The organism is Arthrobacter sp. Hor0625 (assembly GCF_052567525.1).
The window spans coordinates 2,794,656-2,810,088 of sequence record NZ_CP199586.1; the positions used below are offsets into that span (position 1 = coordinate 2,794,656).

The window sequence follows — 15,433 nt, forward strand, 5'->3', positions numbered from 1 at the left end:
CGGACACCGCCGTCGAGAAGCACACCGTCCCCGGGGAGAAGCCGGCCCTGCCGGCCGCCTACCAGGGCCTGGGCTACCACGAGCTCAACGCCATGCTGAACCTCTACGGCCCGAACGGCGAGATCCAGTTCGAAGCCGACCGCGAGGCCGCGCACCAGTATTTCCTGCAGCACGTGAACAACAACACCGTGTTCTTCCACGACCTCGAGGAAAAGCTCGACTACCTGGTCAAGAACGAGTACTACGAGCGCGAAACCCTCGACCAGTACACGATGAACTTCATCCGCGAGCTCTTCAACCGCGCGTACAAGAAGAAGTTCCGCTTCGAGACCTTCCTCGGCGCGTTCAAGTTCTACACCTCGTACACGCTGAAGACCTTCGACGGTAAGCGCTTCCTGGAGCGCTACGAGGACCGCGTCTGCATGGTGGCCCTGCACCTGGCCCGCGGCGACGAGAAGCTCGCGACCGCAATGGTCGACGAAATCATCGAAGGCCGCTTCCAGCCGGCCACCCCGACGTTCCTGAACGCCGGCAAGAAGCAGCGCGGCGAGCTGGTCTCCTGCTTCCTGCTCCGCATCGAAGACAACATGGAGTCGATCGGCCGGTCCATCAACTCCGCGCTGCAGCTGTCCAAGCGCGGCGGCGGCGTGGCGTTCGCGCTGACCAACATCCGTGAAGTCGGCGCGCCGATCAAGCAGATCGAGAACCAGTCCTCCGGCGTCATCCCCGTGATGAAGCTCCTCGAAGACAGCTTCTCCTACGCCAACCAGCTCGGTGCCCGCCAGGGCGCCGGTGCCGTGTACCTGCACGCGCACCACCCGGACATCTACCGCTTCCTCGACACCAAGCGGGAGAACGCAGACGAGAAGATCCGCATCAAGACCCTCTCGCTCGGCGTCGTGATCCCGGACATCACCTTCGAGCTGGCCAAGCGGGACGAGGACATGTACCTGTTCTCCCCGTACGACGTCGAAAAGGTCTACGGCATGCCGTTCTCCGACGTCTCGGTCACCGAGAAGTACTACGAGATGGTCGACGATTCCCGGATCAAGAAGACCAAGATCAAGGCCCGCGAGTTCTTCCAGACCCTCGCCGAGATCCAGTTCGAATCCGGCTACCCGTACATCATGTTCGAGGACACCGTGAACCGGGAAAACCCGATCGACGGCAAGATCATCATGTCGAACCTGTGCTCGGAGATCCTCCAGGTCTCGCAGCCCACGACGTACCACGATGACCTGTCCTACGACCAGACCGGCAAGGACATCTCCTGCAACCTGGGTTCGCTGAACATCGCGAAGACCATGGACTCGCCGGACTTCGGGCTGACCATCGAGACGGCCATCCGGTCCCTCTCCGCGGTCTCGGACATGTCCAACATCACCTCGGTGCCCTCGATCGCCCGCGGCAACGACCAGAGCCACGCAATCGGCCTCGGCCAGATGAACCTGCACGGCTACCTGGCCCGCGAGCGGGTCCACTACGGCTCCGAAGAGGGCCTGGACTTCACGAACATCTACTTCTACTCGGTGCTGTTCCACGCGGTCCGTGCCTCCAACAAGCTGGCCATCCAGACCGGCCAGACGTTCGGCGGCTTCGAGAAGTCTAAGTACGCCTCCGGGGAGTTCTTCGACAAGTACATCAACCGTGAATGGGTCCCGCAGACTGCGAAGGTTGCCGAGCTGTTCCAGAACATCCACATCCCCACCCAGGATGACTGGCGCGAGCTGAAGGCTTCCGTCATGGAGCACGGCATCTACAACCAGAACCTGCAGGCTGTCCCGCCGACCGGCTCGATCTCCTACATCAACAACTCCACCTCCTCGATCCACCCGGTGGCGTCCAAGATCGAGATCCGCAAGGAAGGCAAGCTGGGCCGCGTGTACTACCCGGCGCCGTACCTGACGAACGACAACCTGGAGTACTACCAGGACGCGTACGAGATCGGCTACGAGAAGGTCATCGACACGTACGCCGCGGCCACGCAGCACGTGGACCAGGGCTTGTCGCTGACGCTGTTCTTCAAGGACACCGCGACCACGCGTGACATCAACAAGGCCCAGATCTACGCCTGGAAGAAGGGCATCAAGACCATCTACTACATCCGTCTCCGCCAGCTCGCGCTGGAAGGGACCGAGGTAGAGGGCTGCGTCAGCTGCATGCTGTAATCAGCCGCTGAAGGCTTGAGCACGACGGCGGGCGCCCGCCCGCCGTCGTACGCTTTAACTTAGAGAACCAACCCAACATTGAGGGGATGACATGACCGAGAAGGTCAAGCTGTTGAGCCACGTCGAGGCGATCAACTGGAACCGCATCCAGGACGACAAGGACGTGGACGTCTGGAACCGCCTGGTCAACAACTTCTGGCTGCCGGAGAAGGTGCCGCTGTCCAACGACGTCCAGTCGTGGAACACCCTGACGCCGGCCGAGCAGCAGCTCACCATGCGCGTGTTCACCGGCCTGACCCTGCTGGACACCATCCAGGGTACCGTCGGCGCCGTCTCGCTCATCCCGGACGCCCTCACCCCGCACGAGGAGGCCGTCTACACGAACATCGCGTTCATGGAGTCGGTGCACGCCAAGAGCTACTCCTCGATCTTCTCCACGCTGGCCTCCACCAAGGAGATCGACGAGGCGTTCCGCTGGTCCACCGAGAACGAGAACCTTCAGAAGAAGGCCCAGATCGTCATGGACTACTACCAGGGCGACGACCCGCTGAAGCGGAAGGTGGCCTCCACGCTGCTGGAGAGCTTCCTGTTCTACTCGGGCTTCTACCTGCCGATGTACTGGTCATCGCGGGCCAAGCTGACGAACACGGCCGACCTGATCCGCCTGATCATCCGCGATGAGGCCGTGCACGGCTACTACATCGGCTACAAGTTCCAGAAGGGCCTGGAGAAGGTCTCCGAGGAGAAGCGCCAGGAAATCAAGGACTACACCTTCGAACTGCTCTTCGAGCTGTACGAGAACGAAGTCCAGTACACGCACGACCTGTACGACGGCGTCGGCCTGGCCGAGGACGTCAAGAAGTTCCTGCACTACAACGCCAACAAGGCCCTGATGAACCTCGGCTACGAGGCCATGTTCCCGGCCTCCGTCACCGACGTGAACCCGGCGATCCTGTCTGCCCTGTCGCCGAACGCGGACGAGAACCACGACTTCTTCTCGGGGTCGGGTTCGTCGTATGTGATTGGCAAGGCTGTTAACACCGAGGATGAGGACTGGGACTTCTAGTTCTTCTTATTCCTGCCTTCCCTCGGGAAGTACCGAACATGAGAACGGCCCCGCACGTGCGTGCGGGGCCGTTTCTGTTGGTGGCGAATTATTGATGGATATCCGCGTCGGATCAGCATTCGTCGATGATCTTGCCGACCACGCTGCCGATTGCGGCGCCCAGGGCAGCGCCTCCGGCGCCACCGAAGTAGCCGCCGATGACTCCACCCGCGCCGGCCAGGGTGCCCTGCCAATTGCCTCCCGACTTCTTGTAGACCACCGTGGTCGATCCGCCGCCTTCCTCGGTGGCCACGTAGGATCCGACGGCGCCGGAGGCGTAGGCCAGAGCGACCGGGCTGGCGTTGCCTTTCATCATGAGTTCCTCATACGCCTTCTTCACCTCGTGGTACGCCTTGGCGGCGTCATGCTTCCCTCCAGTGGCCGCGTGGCCGAGCTCGCAGATATGGTTCAGCACTGGCAACTCTGACTCGTTGATGAAGTCCAGCTCCTGGAGTTTGCTGAGCACGATCTTGTCCGCTTTCAGCCGATCGCCTTTGGCCTCGGCCATGATGCGCTTCACCTCCCTGGCCGCCGCGCTTTGCATCTCGTAGACGCCGATTCCGCTGAAGGATTCGATGCTGGACATTGGAGTGCCCTCCTGATTGCTGTTTGAGGCGCAGGTCCGCGCAGTGGAAGTTTGCTCCCGTAGCGGAGGGAAGGGAATAGCCAAAATGTTCAGACGCCGGCAGCGTGCTCGAGGAGCGGCGGGCCGGAGGCGGCGGCCAGTGGCGGGAGGGACTCAGGCCAAGCCGGCGGTTCCCAATCCTGCTGCTCGCTCCGGTAGTGGCGGCCGGTGGGGGAGATCCAGTCCGGCGGTTTCTGTGGCGTGGCCGGCGTCGGTTGCCAGGCAGTGGTGTGTTTGAGGCGGTGGTGTTTGCGGCAGGGCTGGCCCAGGTTGTTGATCCCGGTGGTCCCGCCGTCGGCCCACGCGAGCAGGTGGTCGGCATCGGTGTCCAGCGAGGGGTTGTTGCAGGCGGGGAAGGTGCATTTGGCGTCCCGCAGCCGGAGCCAGTACCGCATCGCTTTCGGGATCCGGTAGCTGGTGCGGCCGATTTCCAACGGAGCCCCGTCCCGCGGATCGATCAGCACACGATAGAACGAATCCGCCCCGCCCGCCACCAACGCCCGGGCCATCGACGGCGGGATCGGGCCGTAGCCGTCCAGCATGGCCGGTTCCTCCGTTATCCCCAGCAGTGACAGGACCGGGACGGTGACCAAAACCTGCGCCCGCGGCACCGGGACCCCGGCCGCTGTATTGCCGGCCACGGTCTGCGATGCGTGGGCGTCCGCGCCGCCGGCCGCAATGCCAGCAGAGCGGCCGGAGCCGCCCCTAAGGAGTACGGTCGCCGCCACGTCCGCCCGTAGCTGGGCCAGGGTCCGCGCCTCGGCCGGGCCCTGCAACGCCCGCGACGCGGCTGTCAGCCTGTCGAAAATCCCCGCGGCCGTCGCCGCCGGCAGGTACGTGTTCAACCACGCCATCCCGTCCCGGTCCGGGACGAACTCGACCCGCCGGTCGGCGGCGCTGCGGGTGTGCCGGGCCTCAATACTGTCCGGGTGGTGGCGCTCACGCCAGGTCCGGGCCTTGGCCCGGAAGCGTCCCGGTGCCAGCTCTCCCGCGAAACAGGCACGGGCCGGCGAAGAAGCGTTCGGGTCAAGGAAATGGGCCTCCAGACATCCCGCCGCGGCAGGCGGGAGGCCCGCGGCCTCATTGACCATGATGCGGGCGTGCTGCCAGGACACCCTCCCGGAACCCAACGCCTCGAGTGTCAGCGGCAGCCAGGTTGTCAGGGCCAGCGCATCGGAAATCAGCGCAGAGGCGGAGCGCTCACTGACGGTCAGCACACCCGCGACCTCCGCCACAGCGCTCATCTCCCGGGCCGTACAGTCCCGAGGCGTGGCAGCCGGCCCCGCGAGAACCTCAGCCAGATGGACGTACCCGGCAGCCAGGCGGACATTGAGCGCCGCGACCCGTGACTCCACCCGTGCCGCCTCGGACAAGCCGTCCAGGCAGGCGTCGGCAAGCAGCCGCACCGGATCGGCGTCGTCGTTGGAGTGGGTTGCGCGGTCGGGACCATCAAGGAGAGCCTCCAAAGCGGCGGCGGACTGCCTCAGGGCCGCCGCTGCCGCCCTGATCTCCGCTGTGAAAGCATCTCTGCTCTCCATGTCTTCACACTACGGCGGACCACCGACATTTATACCCGGACGCAGGCCTCCTCCACGTCCGGGACGTTGAGGCCGTTGGTTACGTGGAAAAGTTTGGATGGTTCCCTCTAGTCGGTGATATTCCTCATGCGGAGCGCGTCCCGCATGAGGTTCTCTACCCGCGAGAGTGGCCCGGGGTTCTCAGCGGAATTATCGGACTCGCGCGGTACCGGCGGGTAGCTTTTTCTTGCGGCGGCGGACGGCTAGGCTCGAAGGCGGGGGAGAGGCTCGGCCGAGGGGACGGGTCGAAAATGAATCATGAACGGACGTGGGTCGGTCCTTTATTGCAGCCGGCACTGCGCACCTTTGAGGAAGTAGAGACGGCCGGCGCCTGGCTGCTCGAGCAATTGCAGGACGGTGCCGCCCTGACCAGCGAGCAGCAGCGGCGGTCGCTGGGGCAGGTCCTGGACAGCCTGGAACGGCACCTGATGCACGCCGACGCTGAAACCCCTGCCGGGACCTTCTTCCCTGATTGCAGTCCGCTTGTCCCGCGGAGATGGATAGGCCCAGGGAGGCGGGAATCGTGAGCATGGATCAACAACTCCGCCGCCGGCGCCATGGCAGGCCCTCGCGGCGCTGGGCCTCCACCTTGGCTGGCAGCGTTGCAGCTGTCGCCTTCGTCCTGCTGGCTGCGGTGGCACCCGCCGGAGCCGACGCCGGAGCAGCGCTGGGCGTTGACGACGGGGAGTTGTCCAGACACGGCTCCCGGGTCCAGGTGTACGTAACCTATGAATGCCCGGTCGGGCAGACGGCGGGAGTGGGAATCTTCCTCACCCAGGCCGAACACCATGGACGCGCTCCCTTTGGTGGCGCCGGGTCCGGGCCACTGACTTGCACAGGCGAGCCGGATGAAGTGGTCCTCACTGTCCCGGCAGGGAGCGGCCGCTTCATGCCGGGCTGCGCGACGGCGACCGTGTCCCTTTTCACGAGGGAAGCCGGGCGTCCGGACAGCATCGAACAGATCACCGAGGACATCCGGCTGGAGCACTCTTGGTCGTAAGGTTGCGGGGCTGTCAGCCAGCCCCGCAAGCCTCCCTCAAAACGCGTAGCGGACCCGGCAATAAGGCGCGATTTCGGCAATGAGCTGCGTCAGTTGCCGCACATAGCCAGCCTTTCTTCCCGACCGGTAGCGGACGTTCGTGAAGCCGTTCGACGAGACCTTCGGCTCCTGCAGGTCCGGACGCCACAGCACATTCTCGGCCTGCGGGTGCCACCCCAGGTTGACTTCGTGGAGCCGTTCATTGTGGGTGAGGAAGATGACCTCAGCCGCGAGCTGGTCCTTCGCCGCGGCGGTCAGGGTGTCATCGAGCTGGCGGAGCAGCTGTTCCCAGTCGCTGAGCCAGGTGTCGGTGATGATGACGGGGGAGAAGTTGACGTGGACCTCATACCCGGCGTCGACGAAGTCGTTCATGGCAGCCATCCGTTCAGCCACCGGTGAGGTCCGGACGTCAATCGACTTCGCCAGGGCCGCGGGCATCAGGGAGAAACGGATCCTGGTGTGCCCGCCGTGGTCCCAGGCCAGCATTGCCGGATTCACGTACTTGGTGGCAAAGGACAGCTTCGCGGTGGGCAGGTCGCGGAAGAGCGTGACCAGATCCTCCACGTTGTCGCTGATCAGGGCATCGACGGAGCAGTCGCTGTTCTCGCCGATGTCGTACACCCAGAGCTCCGGGTCGCACTGGTTGGGCTCCAGCTTGATGCCCTGGCGCGTGGCATGCCGTTCGATCGACCGGGCAATCTGGTCGATGTTCGCGAACACCGTCACCGGGTTGCTGTACCCCTTGTGCCGGGGTACGTAGCAATACGCGCACGCCATGGCGCAGCCATTAGCGGTCGAGGGCGCAATGAAGTCCGCCGACCGGCCGTTGGGCTTGACGGTCAGTGCCTTCTTGACGCCGAGCACCAGCGCCTCCGTCTTGATCCGGGACCAGCGCGGCACATTCGTTTCATCTCCGTGGACTTCTGGGATGTTCCAGTGGCTATCGACAAGGACGACGTCGGCGTCCGGCCAGCGTGCGGCAATTTCTTTGCCCCGGGGAAGCTCCAGTGCCGCAGGCTGGGCATAGATGCGCCGGATCTGTAGCAGGCGGTTGAACTCCATGTTTCCGTTCCCCGCAACTGGCCGGAGACGGTGCTCCTAGTCCGCGGCGGCCAGCTGGCCGCAGGCGCCGTCGATCTCCTTGCCGCGGGTATCGCGCAGGGTGCAGGGCACCCCGGCGGCGCGGAGCCGTGCGATGAACTCCTGGGCCACCGGCTTCTCCGAAGACGTCCAGATGGAACCGGGGGTGGGGTTCAGCGGGATCGGGTTCACGTGCACCCAGCCTCGGCCGCGCTGGTTCAGCTTCTTCGCCAGCAGGTCCGCACGCCAGGCGTGGTCGTTCATGTCCTTGATCAGTGCGTACTCGATGCTGACGCGCCGGCCGGTCTTGCGGTAGTACTCGTAGGCGGCGTCGATCGCTTCGTCGACCTTCCACCGGTTATTGACCGGGATCAACTCGTCGCGGAGTTCGTCGTCGGGCGCGTGCAGGGACAGCGCGAAGGTGACCGGCAGGTCCTCGTCGGCCAGTTTGCGGATGGCCGGTACCAGGCCGACGGTGGAGACCGTGATGTTCCGGGCCGACATGCCCAGGCCCTCGGGCGCCGGGTCCACGAAACGGTGCAGGGCCGCCATCACGCGCTTGTAGTTGGCCAGCGGCTCGCCCATGCCCATGAAAACGATGTTGGTGACGCGCTCGTCGTCGTGCTCCTTCGGGCCCAGCTCGCCCGCGGCGATCGCACGGTTCGCGGCGACCACCTGGTCCACGATCTCCGCGGTCGACATGTTGCGGGTCAGCCCGGCCTGGCCGGTTGCGCAGAACGGGCAGTTCATCCCGCAGCCGGCCTGCGAGGACACGCACAGCGTGATCCGGCCGGGGTAGCGCATCAGGACCGACTCGACCAGGGCGCCGTCGAACAGCCGCCACAGGAACTTGATGGTGTCCCCGTTGTCCGTACGGAGGCGGCGGACCTCGGTCAGCAGCGGGGGGAACATCTCCGCGACGAGCTCTTCGCGGCCGGCCTTCGGCAGGTCGCTCATCGCTTCCGGATCCGTGGTCCAGTGCTGGAAATAGTGCGTGGAGAGCTGCTTCGCCCGGAAAGCGGGGACGCCGAGCTCCTTGAGCTTCGCGGCACGCTCGGCCAGGGTCATGTCGGCAAGGTGCGCCGGCGGCTGCTTGACCCGCGGCGAGGCGAACTGGAGGACCGGCCGGCCCTCGACGGTGCGCGCCTGCTCCCAGCCTTCCGCCGTCGGGCGGACCTGCGGGCGTGCGGCGGCGCCGGCGTCCTTTGCGCGGGTACGGTCGGGGGCGTCGGAGGAGGAAGTTGAGGAAGTCATCCTTCCCATTGTCCCACGCCCGGGTAGCGGGCACTAAGCGCGGGCCGGTCGCCGCGCCCCCGCACCCGACGCCGTAGGGTCGCCCGCAGGCGCCCCGGGCCCCGCCCGCGCCCGCCCCTTCGTCGTCTCAGTACCCGGCGACCTCGTGCGGGACGTACGGGCTCTCCAGCTCCGCCTCTTCCTCCGGCGTCAGCGTCAGTTCCAGCGAAGCGAGGGCGTCCTCCAGATGGGCGGGCTTGCTCGCGCCGACGATCGGTGCACTGACCACGCTGTTGGAGCGGACCCATGCCAGGGCCACCTGGGCGCGGGGCACGCCTCGGCGCTCGGCGATGACCCGCACGGCATCCGCCACGGCCCGGTCGCTGTCCTCGGCGCTGTACAGCGTCTTGCCGAACTCATCCTTTTCGGACCGGTTGGTCTTCTCGTCCCACCCGCGGGTGAGCTTGCCGCGGGCCAGCGGGCTCCATGGCAGGACACCGATCTTCTGGTCGGCGCAGAGCGGGAACATCTCGCGCTCCTCCTCGCGGTAGACCAGGTTGTAGTGGTCCTGCATCGTGACGAACCGGGTCCAGCCGTTGAGCTGCTGCAGGTAGAGCGCCTTGCTGAACTGCCAGGCCGCCATCGACGACGCACCGATATAGCGCACCTTGCCGGCCTTGACGACGTCGTGCAGGGCCTCGAGCGTCTCCTCGATGGGCGTCGCCGGGTCCCACCGGTGAATCTGGTACAGATCCACGTAGTCGGTCCCCAGCCGGGTGAGGCTGGCGTCGAGTTCGGCGAAGATGGCCTTGCGCGAGAGCCCGCGCCCGTTGGGGCCTGGGCGCATCACGCCGTGCACCTTGGTGGCGATGACGGTTTCGTCCCGGCGGGTGAACTCGGCGAGCGCGCGGCCCACGATTTCCTCGCTTGAGCCGTTGGAATACACGTTGGCGGTGTCGAAGAAGTTGATCCCCGCCTCCACGGCCTGGCGGATCAGCGGCCGGCTCTGGTCTTCGGGCAGCGTCCACGGGTGCGGTCCCCGGTCCGGGTCCCCGTAGGTCATGCACCCCAGGGCCAGCGGTGAGATGTCCAGGCCGGTGTTGCCGAGTTTGATGTAGTCCACGATTGTCCTCCGTCGAAAACCGGTAGCCGCGGCCGCGGCCCCTGCCAACGTTAGGTGATGAAGGGCGTGCGTTTCCGCCTTAGCGGCGCTCCGGCGTGGTCGGCGGCCGACGACGACGGCGTCACCAGCCGCCGCGCGTGGGCGTGTGCCCCTTCCGGGCGTCGTCCGGCATGGCCATCTCCGCGCGCAGGCCCAGGAGCCTGATGGGGCGGCCCGGTTCGATGCCGGCCCCGAGCTCCAAAGCCCGGGCAAAGACATCGGCGCGGTCGAACGTCTCGGGAATCTTCCGTGCGTGCGTCTTGGTCACAAACGGTGCGTAGCGGACCTTCAGGGAAAGGCCGACGACGGGCCGGCCTTCGGCCGCAACGTCCTTGAGCACCTGCGACGTCAGCTCCCGCAAAGCCTCATCCACCTGGGCGGGATCGATCAGGTCCTGCTGGAACGTGGTCTCCCGGCTGTGCCCGCGGGCAACCCAGGGGGTGTCATCCACCACGCCGGCGCCGTCCCCGCGCCCCAGTTCCGCGTACCAGGGCCCCATCCGGGGGCCGAACTCCGGGGCCAGGGCCTGGGGATCAGCCGCGGCGAGCTGGGCAACCGTGGTGATGCCGAGCTTCGCCAGCCTCGCCGAGACTTTCGTTCCGACGCCCCAGAGCTCCTTGGTAGGCCTGCCGCCCATGACCTCAAGCCAGTTGGCGGCGGTAAGGCGGAAGACGCCGGCGGGCTTGCCGAAACCGGTCGCGACCTTGGCCCGGACCAGGGTGTCGCCGATGCCGACGCTGCAGTGCAGCCGGGTCCGCTCCCGGACGGCGGCCTGGAGCTGACGCGCGTAGGCCTCCGGGTCCTCCGTCTCGACCCCGACAAAGGCCTCATCCCAGCCGAGCACCTGCACGGTGGCGCCGGGTTGCGCGCGGAGGGTGGCCATCACCGTTTCGGAGGCGGCGAGGTAGGCCTCCTGATCGACCGGCAGGATGACGGCGTCGGGCACTTTCCGGGCGGCAACGCGCAGGGGCATTCCGGATCCGACGCCGAAAGCCCTGGCCTCGTAGGACGCGGTGGAGACCACGGCACGTTCCGCAGGATCGCCGCGGCCGCCGACAATGACGGGCCGGCCCGCCAGTTCAGGCCGCCGCAGCACTTCCACGGCCGCTATGAACTGGTCCAAGTCAACATGCAGCACCCACGGGAATCCGCTCACGGCACCAGTGTGCACTAAACCCCTCCACCCGGGCAGGGGAGCAGACAGCAAGCCGACGTCCCATCATCCGGACTAGACCGAGAACTTGCGGTTGTTGATGATCCTGTCCGCCGTCTCGTAGACCGTCTGGTTGTGGGAACGGGCGTAGTCGCGCAGCAGCGCGAAAGCCGCGCCCATGTCGACATTGGACGTGTGCGCGATCATGCCCTTGGCCTGTTCGATCAGGATTCGGCCGTTCAGGGCGCGCTGGAGCTGTTCGTTAATCAGGACGCTCTCCTTCGCAGCGCGTTCCTGCAGGAGGGCGATAGTTGCCATGTCGGCAAAGGCCTGGGTGATAGCGGCGTCCTCCGCGGGGAAGGGCCCCGTCCCATGGCTGAACAATGCCAGGGAACCGACGGTTCGACTGCGCAGCCGCATGGGAACGGCAAGCAGGGACCCGAAACCCTGGGAGAGGGCGCAGGCCGCGAATGCGGGCCAGCGGCTGGTCGTCGCGGCAATGTCATCGACGGCCACGGGCGTCCCCGTCCGGTAGCTGTCCACGCACGGACCCGCCCCGGATTCGACCTGGAGTTCTTCCACCACCTGGCACTCCGCGCTTGTCGTCGCCATCACCTGCAGGCTGCCGTCGGGATCTACGAGCAGCAGCCCCGCAGCAGCGGCGTCGAGAACGGCGGCAGCTTCGTCCACGAGGGTGTGGAGGAGGTCGAACACGTCATAGTCGACAACGAGGGTGTCCGCCATCTTCACGAAAGCGGAGCCGATGCGTTCGGCACGGCTACGTTCAGCCATGCCGGAATTTTACTCCAGCGACCGGCCCGTCCGCCTGTGCCCTAGGGCCCGCTCCGTGCTCTAGCCTCTTCGGGCAAACCCACGTAGAGTGGCATTGTTGCCCCGGACCCTGGTAGCGCCCCATCTTTCGGCGAACTACCCAGAGGACCTTTCATGTCAGGCAACCCAAAACCCCAGGCTGCGTCGACCCCTTCGCAAGCGAACGCCTTGGCGGACTTCCTCTGGAAGCGGCAAGAGCCCGGACTCGACCACCTTTATTCGGCCGACACCCACGATCCGGAGGCCTGGCGGGATGCACTGCTGGCCGAGGTCGAGGACCTCGCTGAAACGCTGAGGAAAAAGGTCGCCCGGTACGCATCGTTACGGGCGGCCCAACCCTCCGCCCTTGTGGAGGATCCCGCCAGCGAGACCGCTGTGCTGTGGATACAGCATGCGCTGGAGGATATCGCCGCGACCGCCCTGGGTATCAACATCGCTTCTCGGGAACTCTTCCTGCAGGCCGCCTCGACGCAGAACCGGGAATCGAAAAGCGAACTGCCCGGGACCGGGCCCCGGAGGCCGCTCGACAGCTAGTCGCTGTCCACGACGAAGTAGCTAGACTGGGCTACCTACTTCTGGAAAAGGGCGGCGCCGGTGCGGGAACTCAAGAATGACGCTGAGGTGCTGCCGGCCGCCGGCCCGGGCGGGAGTGCACGGCGGCAGCACCTGATCGCCCTAGGCGCCATCACCCTGACATCCATCCTGTGGGGGACCACCGGCACCGCCGCCACCTTCGCCCCGGGGGCGGGTCCGCTGGCGATCGGATCGGCTGCCCTGGCCGTAGGCGGCATCCTGCAGGCCCTCATCGCCCTTCCCGCGCTCCGTGCCGCCGCCGGGCAGCTTCGTGCCAGGCTGCCTCTGGTGGCCATCGGGGCCGCCGCGGTGGCGATCTATCCGCTGGCCTTTTACAGCTCGATGCACCTGGCCGGTGTCGCGCTCGGCACCGTCGTCTCCCTCGCCTCGGCGCCGCTGGCCTCGGGGGTACTGGAACGGGTGACCCGCCGCGCCCCACTGAGCCGGTGGTGGTTGATGGCGGCGGGGCTCGGAGTCACCGGCAGCGTCCTTTTGTGCTTGGCCAAGATGTCCGGCGACCCAGCAGGGGGAGGTTCCGCGCTCGCCGGCCTCGGGCTGGGACTGGTCGCAGGCGCCACCTACGCCAGCTACTCCTGGTGCGCCCGGCGGCTTATTAACGACGGCGTCGGCCGCGCCGCGTCGATGGGCGCGGTCTTCGGTGCCGGCGGCCTGCTGCTGGTGCCCGTCCTTCTGTTGACCGGTGCGCCGCTGCTCTCGAGTAGCCGGGCGTTCACCGTCGCCGCCTACATGGCCCTGGTCCCGATGTTCGCCGGGTACGTGCTCTTCGGCTACGGACTGGCCCGCGTTCCTGCCAGCACGGCGACCACGATCACCCTGACCGAGCCGGCGGTCGCCGCCGTCCTGGCCGTCGCCGTCGTGGGCGAGCGCCTCAGCGCGGCCGGCTGGACGGGGCTGGGCATCATCGCGCTGGCCCTGCTCGTCCTGGCCGTCGCGCCGGCCAACGCGGAGGGGCCCCCGCCCCCGGGGCCCCATGCCTGGTTCCGGCAGCCCGAACGCCTGTGAGAGGGTGATGACGATGAAACGGATCGGCTTCCTGTCCTTCGGCCACTGGGGTGATGTCCCGGGCTCACGCGTGCGCTCGGCCCGGGACGCGCTGCTGCAGGCAATCGAGCTGTCCGTGGCCGCGGAGGAAGTCGGCGTTGACGGCGCCTACTTCCGCGTCCACCACTTCGCCGAGCAGCAGGCGGCGCCACTGCCGCTGCTGGCCGCAATCGCCGCCCGCACGTCCCGGATCGAAATCGGCACCGGCGTCATCGACATGCGCTACGAAAACCCGCTGCACCTCGCCGAGGAGGCCGCCGCCGTCGACCTGATTAGTGGCGGGCGGCTGCAGCTGGGCATCAGCCGGGGCTCACCGGAATCCGTGCTGGCCGGCTACGAGGCCTTCGGGCACGTGCCCGCCCCGGGGGAGACCGACGCGGACCTGGCCCGACGGCACACGGACCGCTTTCGCAGCGCCATCTCCGGAGCCGGCCTGGCCCGGCCCAACCCGCGGTTCGGCGCGGGTGGCGCCAGCGTTCCCATCCAGCCGCGGTCCGCCACACTGCCCCAGCGGATCTGGTGGGGTGCCGGGAGCCGGGCCACGGCGCGGTGGGCGGCGGAGCAGGGCCTCAACCTGATGTCCTCGACCCTGCTGACCGAGGACACCGGCGTTCCGTTCGACCAGTTGCAGGCTGAGCAGATTGCCGGCTACCGGGAGGCGTGGGCCGCGGCCGGGCACCAGCGCGCGCCGCGGGTGTCCGTCTCGCGGAGCATCATCCCGCTGATTGACGACGAATCGCGGCGGTACTTCGGCGTCCGCGCCCAGGCGGACGCACGGGACCAGGTGGGCTACCTCGACGGCGGCCTGGCCCGGTTCGGTCGCAGCTACATCGGCGAACCCGAGCAACTGGCGGACGAACTGTCCCGCGACGCCGCCGTTGCCGCGGCGGATACCGTCCTGGTGACCGTCCCGAACCAGCTGGGCGTGGACTTCAACCTCCGGCTGCTCGAGGCGATTTCCACCGGCCTGCGCCCGGCCCTGGGCTGGGACTAAGCCGGGGCTGAGCGGGAACACGGGCAGGCGCAGGGCACCGTCAAGGCAGCCGTACGCCGGTCAGCTCGGCGAGCCGGGCGAGCAGCCGGTCCTGGAAACCGGGATCGGCGGCCTCGGGGGCGGGGGCTCGCAGTGTCCGGTGGAGCCAGTAGCCGCCGCTGGTGAGGGCTGCGGGGTCGTTGCTGGCCGCCAGCCAGGTCTGGGTCTGGTGCCCCAGTTCCAAATCGTCAGGTGCCCCGGGGCCGCCCATCCGGGTGGGGACCCAGCCGGGGTCGACGGCGTTGCTCAGCACCGACGGCCAGCGGCGGGCGGCCGCGAGCGCCAGCGCCGTGAGGTACAGCTTGCTCTCGGCATAGGCCTGCCCGGCGTTCCAGCGCCGCCCGGTCCAGTCGATGTCCGCCAGCGAGGTGCCGCCGCCGCGGTGGAGGCCGCTGCTGAGGAAAACCAGCCGGTCCGGACGGTCAAGCAGGGCCGTCAGCAGGTACGGCGCCAGGGTGTTGATGGCCAGTGTGCGGGCGTGCCCTTCGGGGGTGGTGCCGCGGTCCGGCTCAAGATAGGTGCCGGCGTTGTGGATGACGGCATCCATCCGGCCCAGGCTGTTCACCTGCTCGGCGACGGACCGGGTTTCCGCTGCGCTGCTGAGATCGCCGACGACTACCGCTGCGCCGGACAACGCCCGGAGCGTTCCGGCGCGCGCCGGGTTGCGGGCGTGCAGGACGACGTCGTGGCCCTCACCGAGCAGGGTCCGGGCGGCGTCGAGGCCCAAGCCGGCAGCTGAGCCGGTGATGAAGATACGTGCCACCGGAGACCCCTTTCGTCAGCCTGCTCCGC

The 15,433-nt window shown here is 67.2% G+C and carries 14 protein-coding genes; 6 read left to right on the forward strand and 8 right to left on the reverse strand.

The window, feature by feature from the left end:
- Positions 1–47: 47 nt before the first annotated feature.
- Positions 48–2,168 (forward strand): class 1b ribonucleoside-diphosphate reductase subunit alpha, encoded by a 2,121-nt coding sequence (gene nrdE, locus ACTWLI_RS12885; RefSeq protein WP_445156183.1) that lies wholly within the window; start codon positions 48–50, stop codon positions 2,166–2,168.
- Between the two features lie 91 nt (positions 2,169–2,259).
- Entirely contained in the window at positions 2,260–3,234 is a 975-nt protein-coding gene (gene nrdF, locus ACTWLI_RS12890; protein WP_018761532.1) for a class 1b ribonucleoside-diphosphate reductase subunit beta, read from the forward strand.
- 112 nt (positions 3,235–3,346) lie between these two features.
- Here nrdF and ACTWLI_RS12895 read toward each other — a convergent pair whose 3' ends face one another.
- The gene (locus ACTWLI_RS12895) at positions 3,347–3,859 is read right to left on the reverse strand and encodes a hypothetical protein (protein ID WP_445154199.1); all 513 of its coding nucleotides are present in this window, start codon (positions 3,857–3,859) and stop codon (positions 3,347–3,349) included.
- Positions 3,860–3,948: 89 nt separating this feature from the next.
- The gene (locus ACTWLI_RS12900) at positions 3,949–5,436 is read right to left on the reverse strand and encodes a DUF222 domain-containing protein (RefSeq protein ID WP_445154200.1); all 1,488 of its coding nucleotides are present in this window, start codon (positions 5,434–5,436) and stop codon (positions 3,949–3,951) included.
- A gap of 562 nt (positions 5,437–5,998) precedes the next feature.
- Between ACTWLI_RS12900 and ACTWLI_RS12905 the strand changes: the two genes are divergently transcribed.
- Positions 5,999–6,475, forward strand: a complete 477-nt coding sequence (locus tag ACTWLI_RS12905) for a hypothetical protein (protein WP_445154201.1) — start codon at positions 5,999–6,001, stop codon at positions 6,473–6,475.
- 36 nt (positions 6,476–6,511) lie between these two features.
- Here ACTWLI_RS12905 and ACTWLI_RS12910 read toward each other — a convergent pair whose 3' ends face one another.
- The 5 genes from ACTWLI_RS12910 to ACTWLI_RS12930 form a co-directional block, all read right to left on the reverse strand.
- Positions 6,512–7,576 (reverse strand): spore photoproduct lyase family protein, encoded by a 1,065-nt coding sequence (locus ACTWLI_RS12910; protein WP_445154202.1) that lies wholly within the window; start codon positions 7,574–7,576, stop codon positions 6,512–6,514.
- Between the two features lie 36 nt (positions 7,577–7,612).
- Complete coding sequence (rlmN, locus tag ACTWLI_RS12915; protein WP_445154203.1) at positions 7,613–8,857, reverse strand: 23S rRNA (adenine(2503)-C(2))-methyltransferase RlmN; 1,245 nt, start codon at positions 8,855–8,857, stop codon at positions 7,613–7,615.
- A 118-nt stretch (positions 8,858–8,975) separates the two neighbouring features.
- On the reverse strand, positions 8,976–9,950 hold the full coding sequence (locus ACTWLI_RS12920) for an aldo/keto reductase (RefSeq protein ID WP_445154204.1): 975 nt from the start codon (positions 9,948–9,950) through the stop codon (positions 8,976–8,978).
- Between the two features lie 121 nt (positions 9,951–10,071).
- Complete coding sequence (locus tag ACTWLI_RS12925; RefSeq protein ID WP_445154205.1) at positions 10,072–11,145, reverse strand: DNA polymerase IV; 1,074 nt, start codon at positions 11,143–11,145, stop codon at positions 10,072–10,074.
- A gap of 72 nt (positions 11,146–11,217) precedes the next feature.
- Positions 11,218–11,934 carry a GAF and ANTAR domain-containing protein gene (locus tag ACTWLI_RS12930; RefSeq protein ID WP_445154206.1) on the reverse strand — a complete coding sequence of 239 codons (717 nt, stop codon included), beginning with the start codon at positions 11,932–11,934 and terminating at the stop codon, positions 11,218–11,220.
- 153 nt (positions 11,935–12,087) lie between these two features.
- On the opposite strand from ACTWLI_RS12930, the gene ACTWLI_RS12935 reads away from it, so the two are divergent.
- The 3 genes from ACTWLI_RS12935 (at position 12,088) to ACTWLI_RS12945 (ending at position 14,602) form a co-directional block, all read left to right on the forward strand.
- The gene (locus tag ACTWLI_RS12935; RefSeq protein ID WP_445154207.1) at positions 12,088–12,507 is read left to right on the forward strand and encodes a hypothetical protein; all 420 of its coding nucleotides are present in this window, start codon (positions 12,088–12,090) and stop codon (positions 12,505–12,507) included.
- A 135-nt stretch (positions 12,508–12,642) separates the two neighbouring features.
- Positions 12,643–13,569: a DMT family transporter gene (locus tag ACTWLI_RS12940; RefSeq protein ID WP_445156184.1), complete on the forward strand. Its 927-nt coding sequence runs from the start codon at positions 12,643–12,645 to the stop codon at positions 13,567–13,569.
- A gap of 7 nt (positions 13,570–13,576) precedes the next feature.
- Positions 13,577–14,602 carry an LLM class flavin-dependent oxidoreductase gene (locus tag ACTWLI_RS12945; protein ID WP_445154208.1) on the forward strand — a complete coding sequence of 342 codons (1,026 nt, stop codon included), beginning with the start codon at positions 13,577–13,579 and terminating at the stop codon, positions 14,600–14,602.
- 40 nt (positions 14,603–14,642) lie between these two features.
- Here the strand turns inward: ACTWLI_RS12945 and ACTWLI_RS12950 are convergent, their stop codons facing one another.
- Positions 14,643–15,404, reverse strand: coding sequence for an SDR family NAD(P)-dependent oxidoreductase (locus tag ACTWLI_RS12950; RefSeq protein WP_445154209.1), 762 nt, complete (start codon positions 15,402–15,404; stop codon positions 14,643–14,645).
- Between the last annotated feature and the right edge of the window lie 29 nt (positions 15,405–15,433).

Bases quoted from the DNA above. Each gene is read 5' to 3' on its own strand.
- ACTWLI_RS12910 (WP_445154202.1), bottom strand. From the start codon at position 7,576: ATGGAGTTCAACCGCCTGCTACAGATCCGGCGCATCTATGCCCAGCCT.
- ACTWLI_RS12930 (WP_445154206.1), bottom strand. From the start codon at position 11,934: ATGGCTGAACGTAGCCGTGCCGAACGCATCGGCTCCGCTTTCGTGAAG.
- ACTWLI_RS12900 (WP_445154200.1), bottom strand. From the start codon at position 5,436: ATGGAGAGCAGAGATGCTTTCACAGCGGAGATCAGGGCGGCAGCGGCG.
- ACTWLI_RS12945 (WP_445154208.1), top strand. From the start codon at position 13,577: ATGACGATGAAACGGATCGGCTTCCTGTCCTTCGGCCACTGGGGTGAT.
- nrdF (WP_018761532.1), top strand. From the start codon at position 2,260: ATGACCGAGAAGGTCAAGCTGTTGAGCCACGTCGAGGCGATCAACTGG.
- rlmN (WP_445154203.1), bottom strand. From the start codon at position 8,857: ATGGGAAGGATGACTTCCTCAACTTCCTCCTCCGACGCCCCCGACCGT.
- ACTWLI_RS12935 (WP_445154207.1), top strand. From the start codon at position 12,088: ATGTCAGGCAACCCAAAACCCCAGGCTGCGTCGACCCCTTCGCAAGCG.
- ACTWLI_RS12895 (WP_445154199.1), bottom strand. From the start codon at position 3,859: ATGTCCAGCATCGAATCCTTCAGCGGAATCGGCGTCTACGAGATGCAA.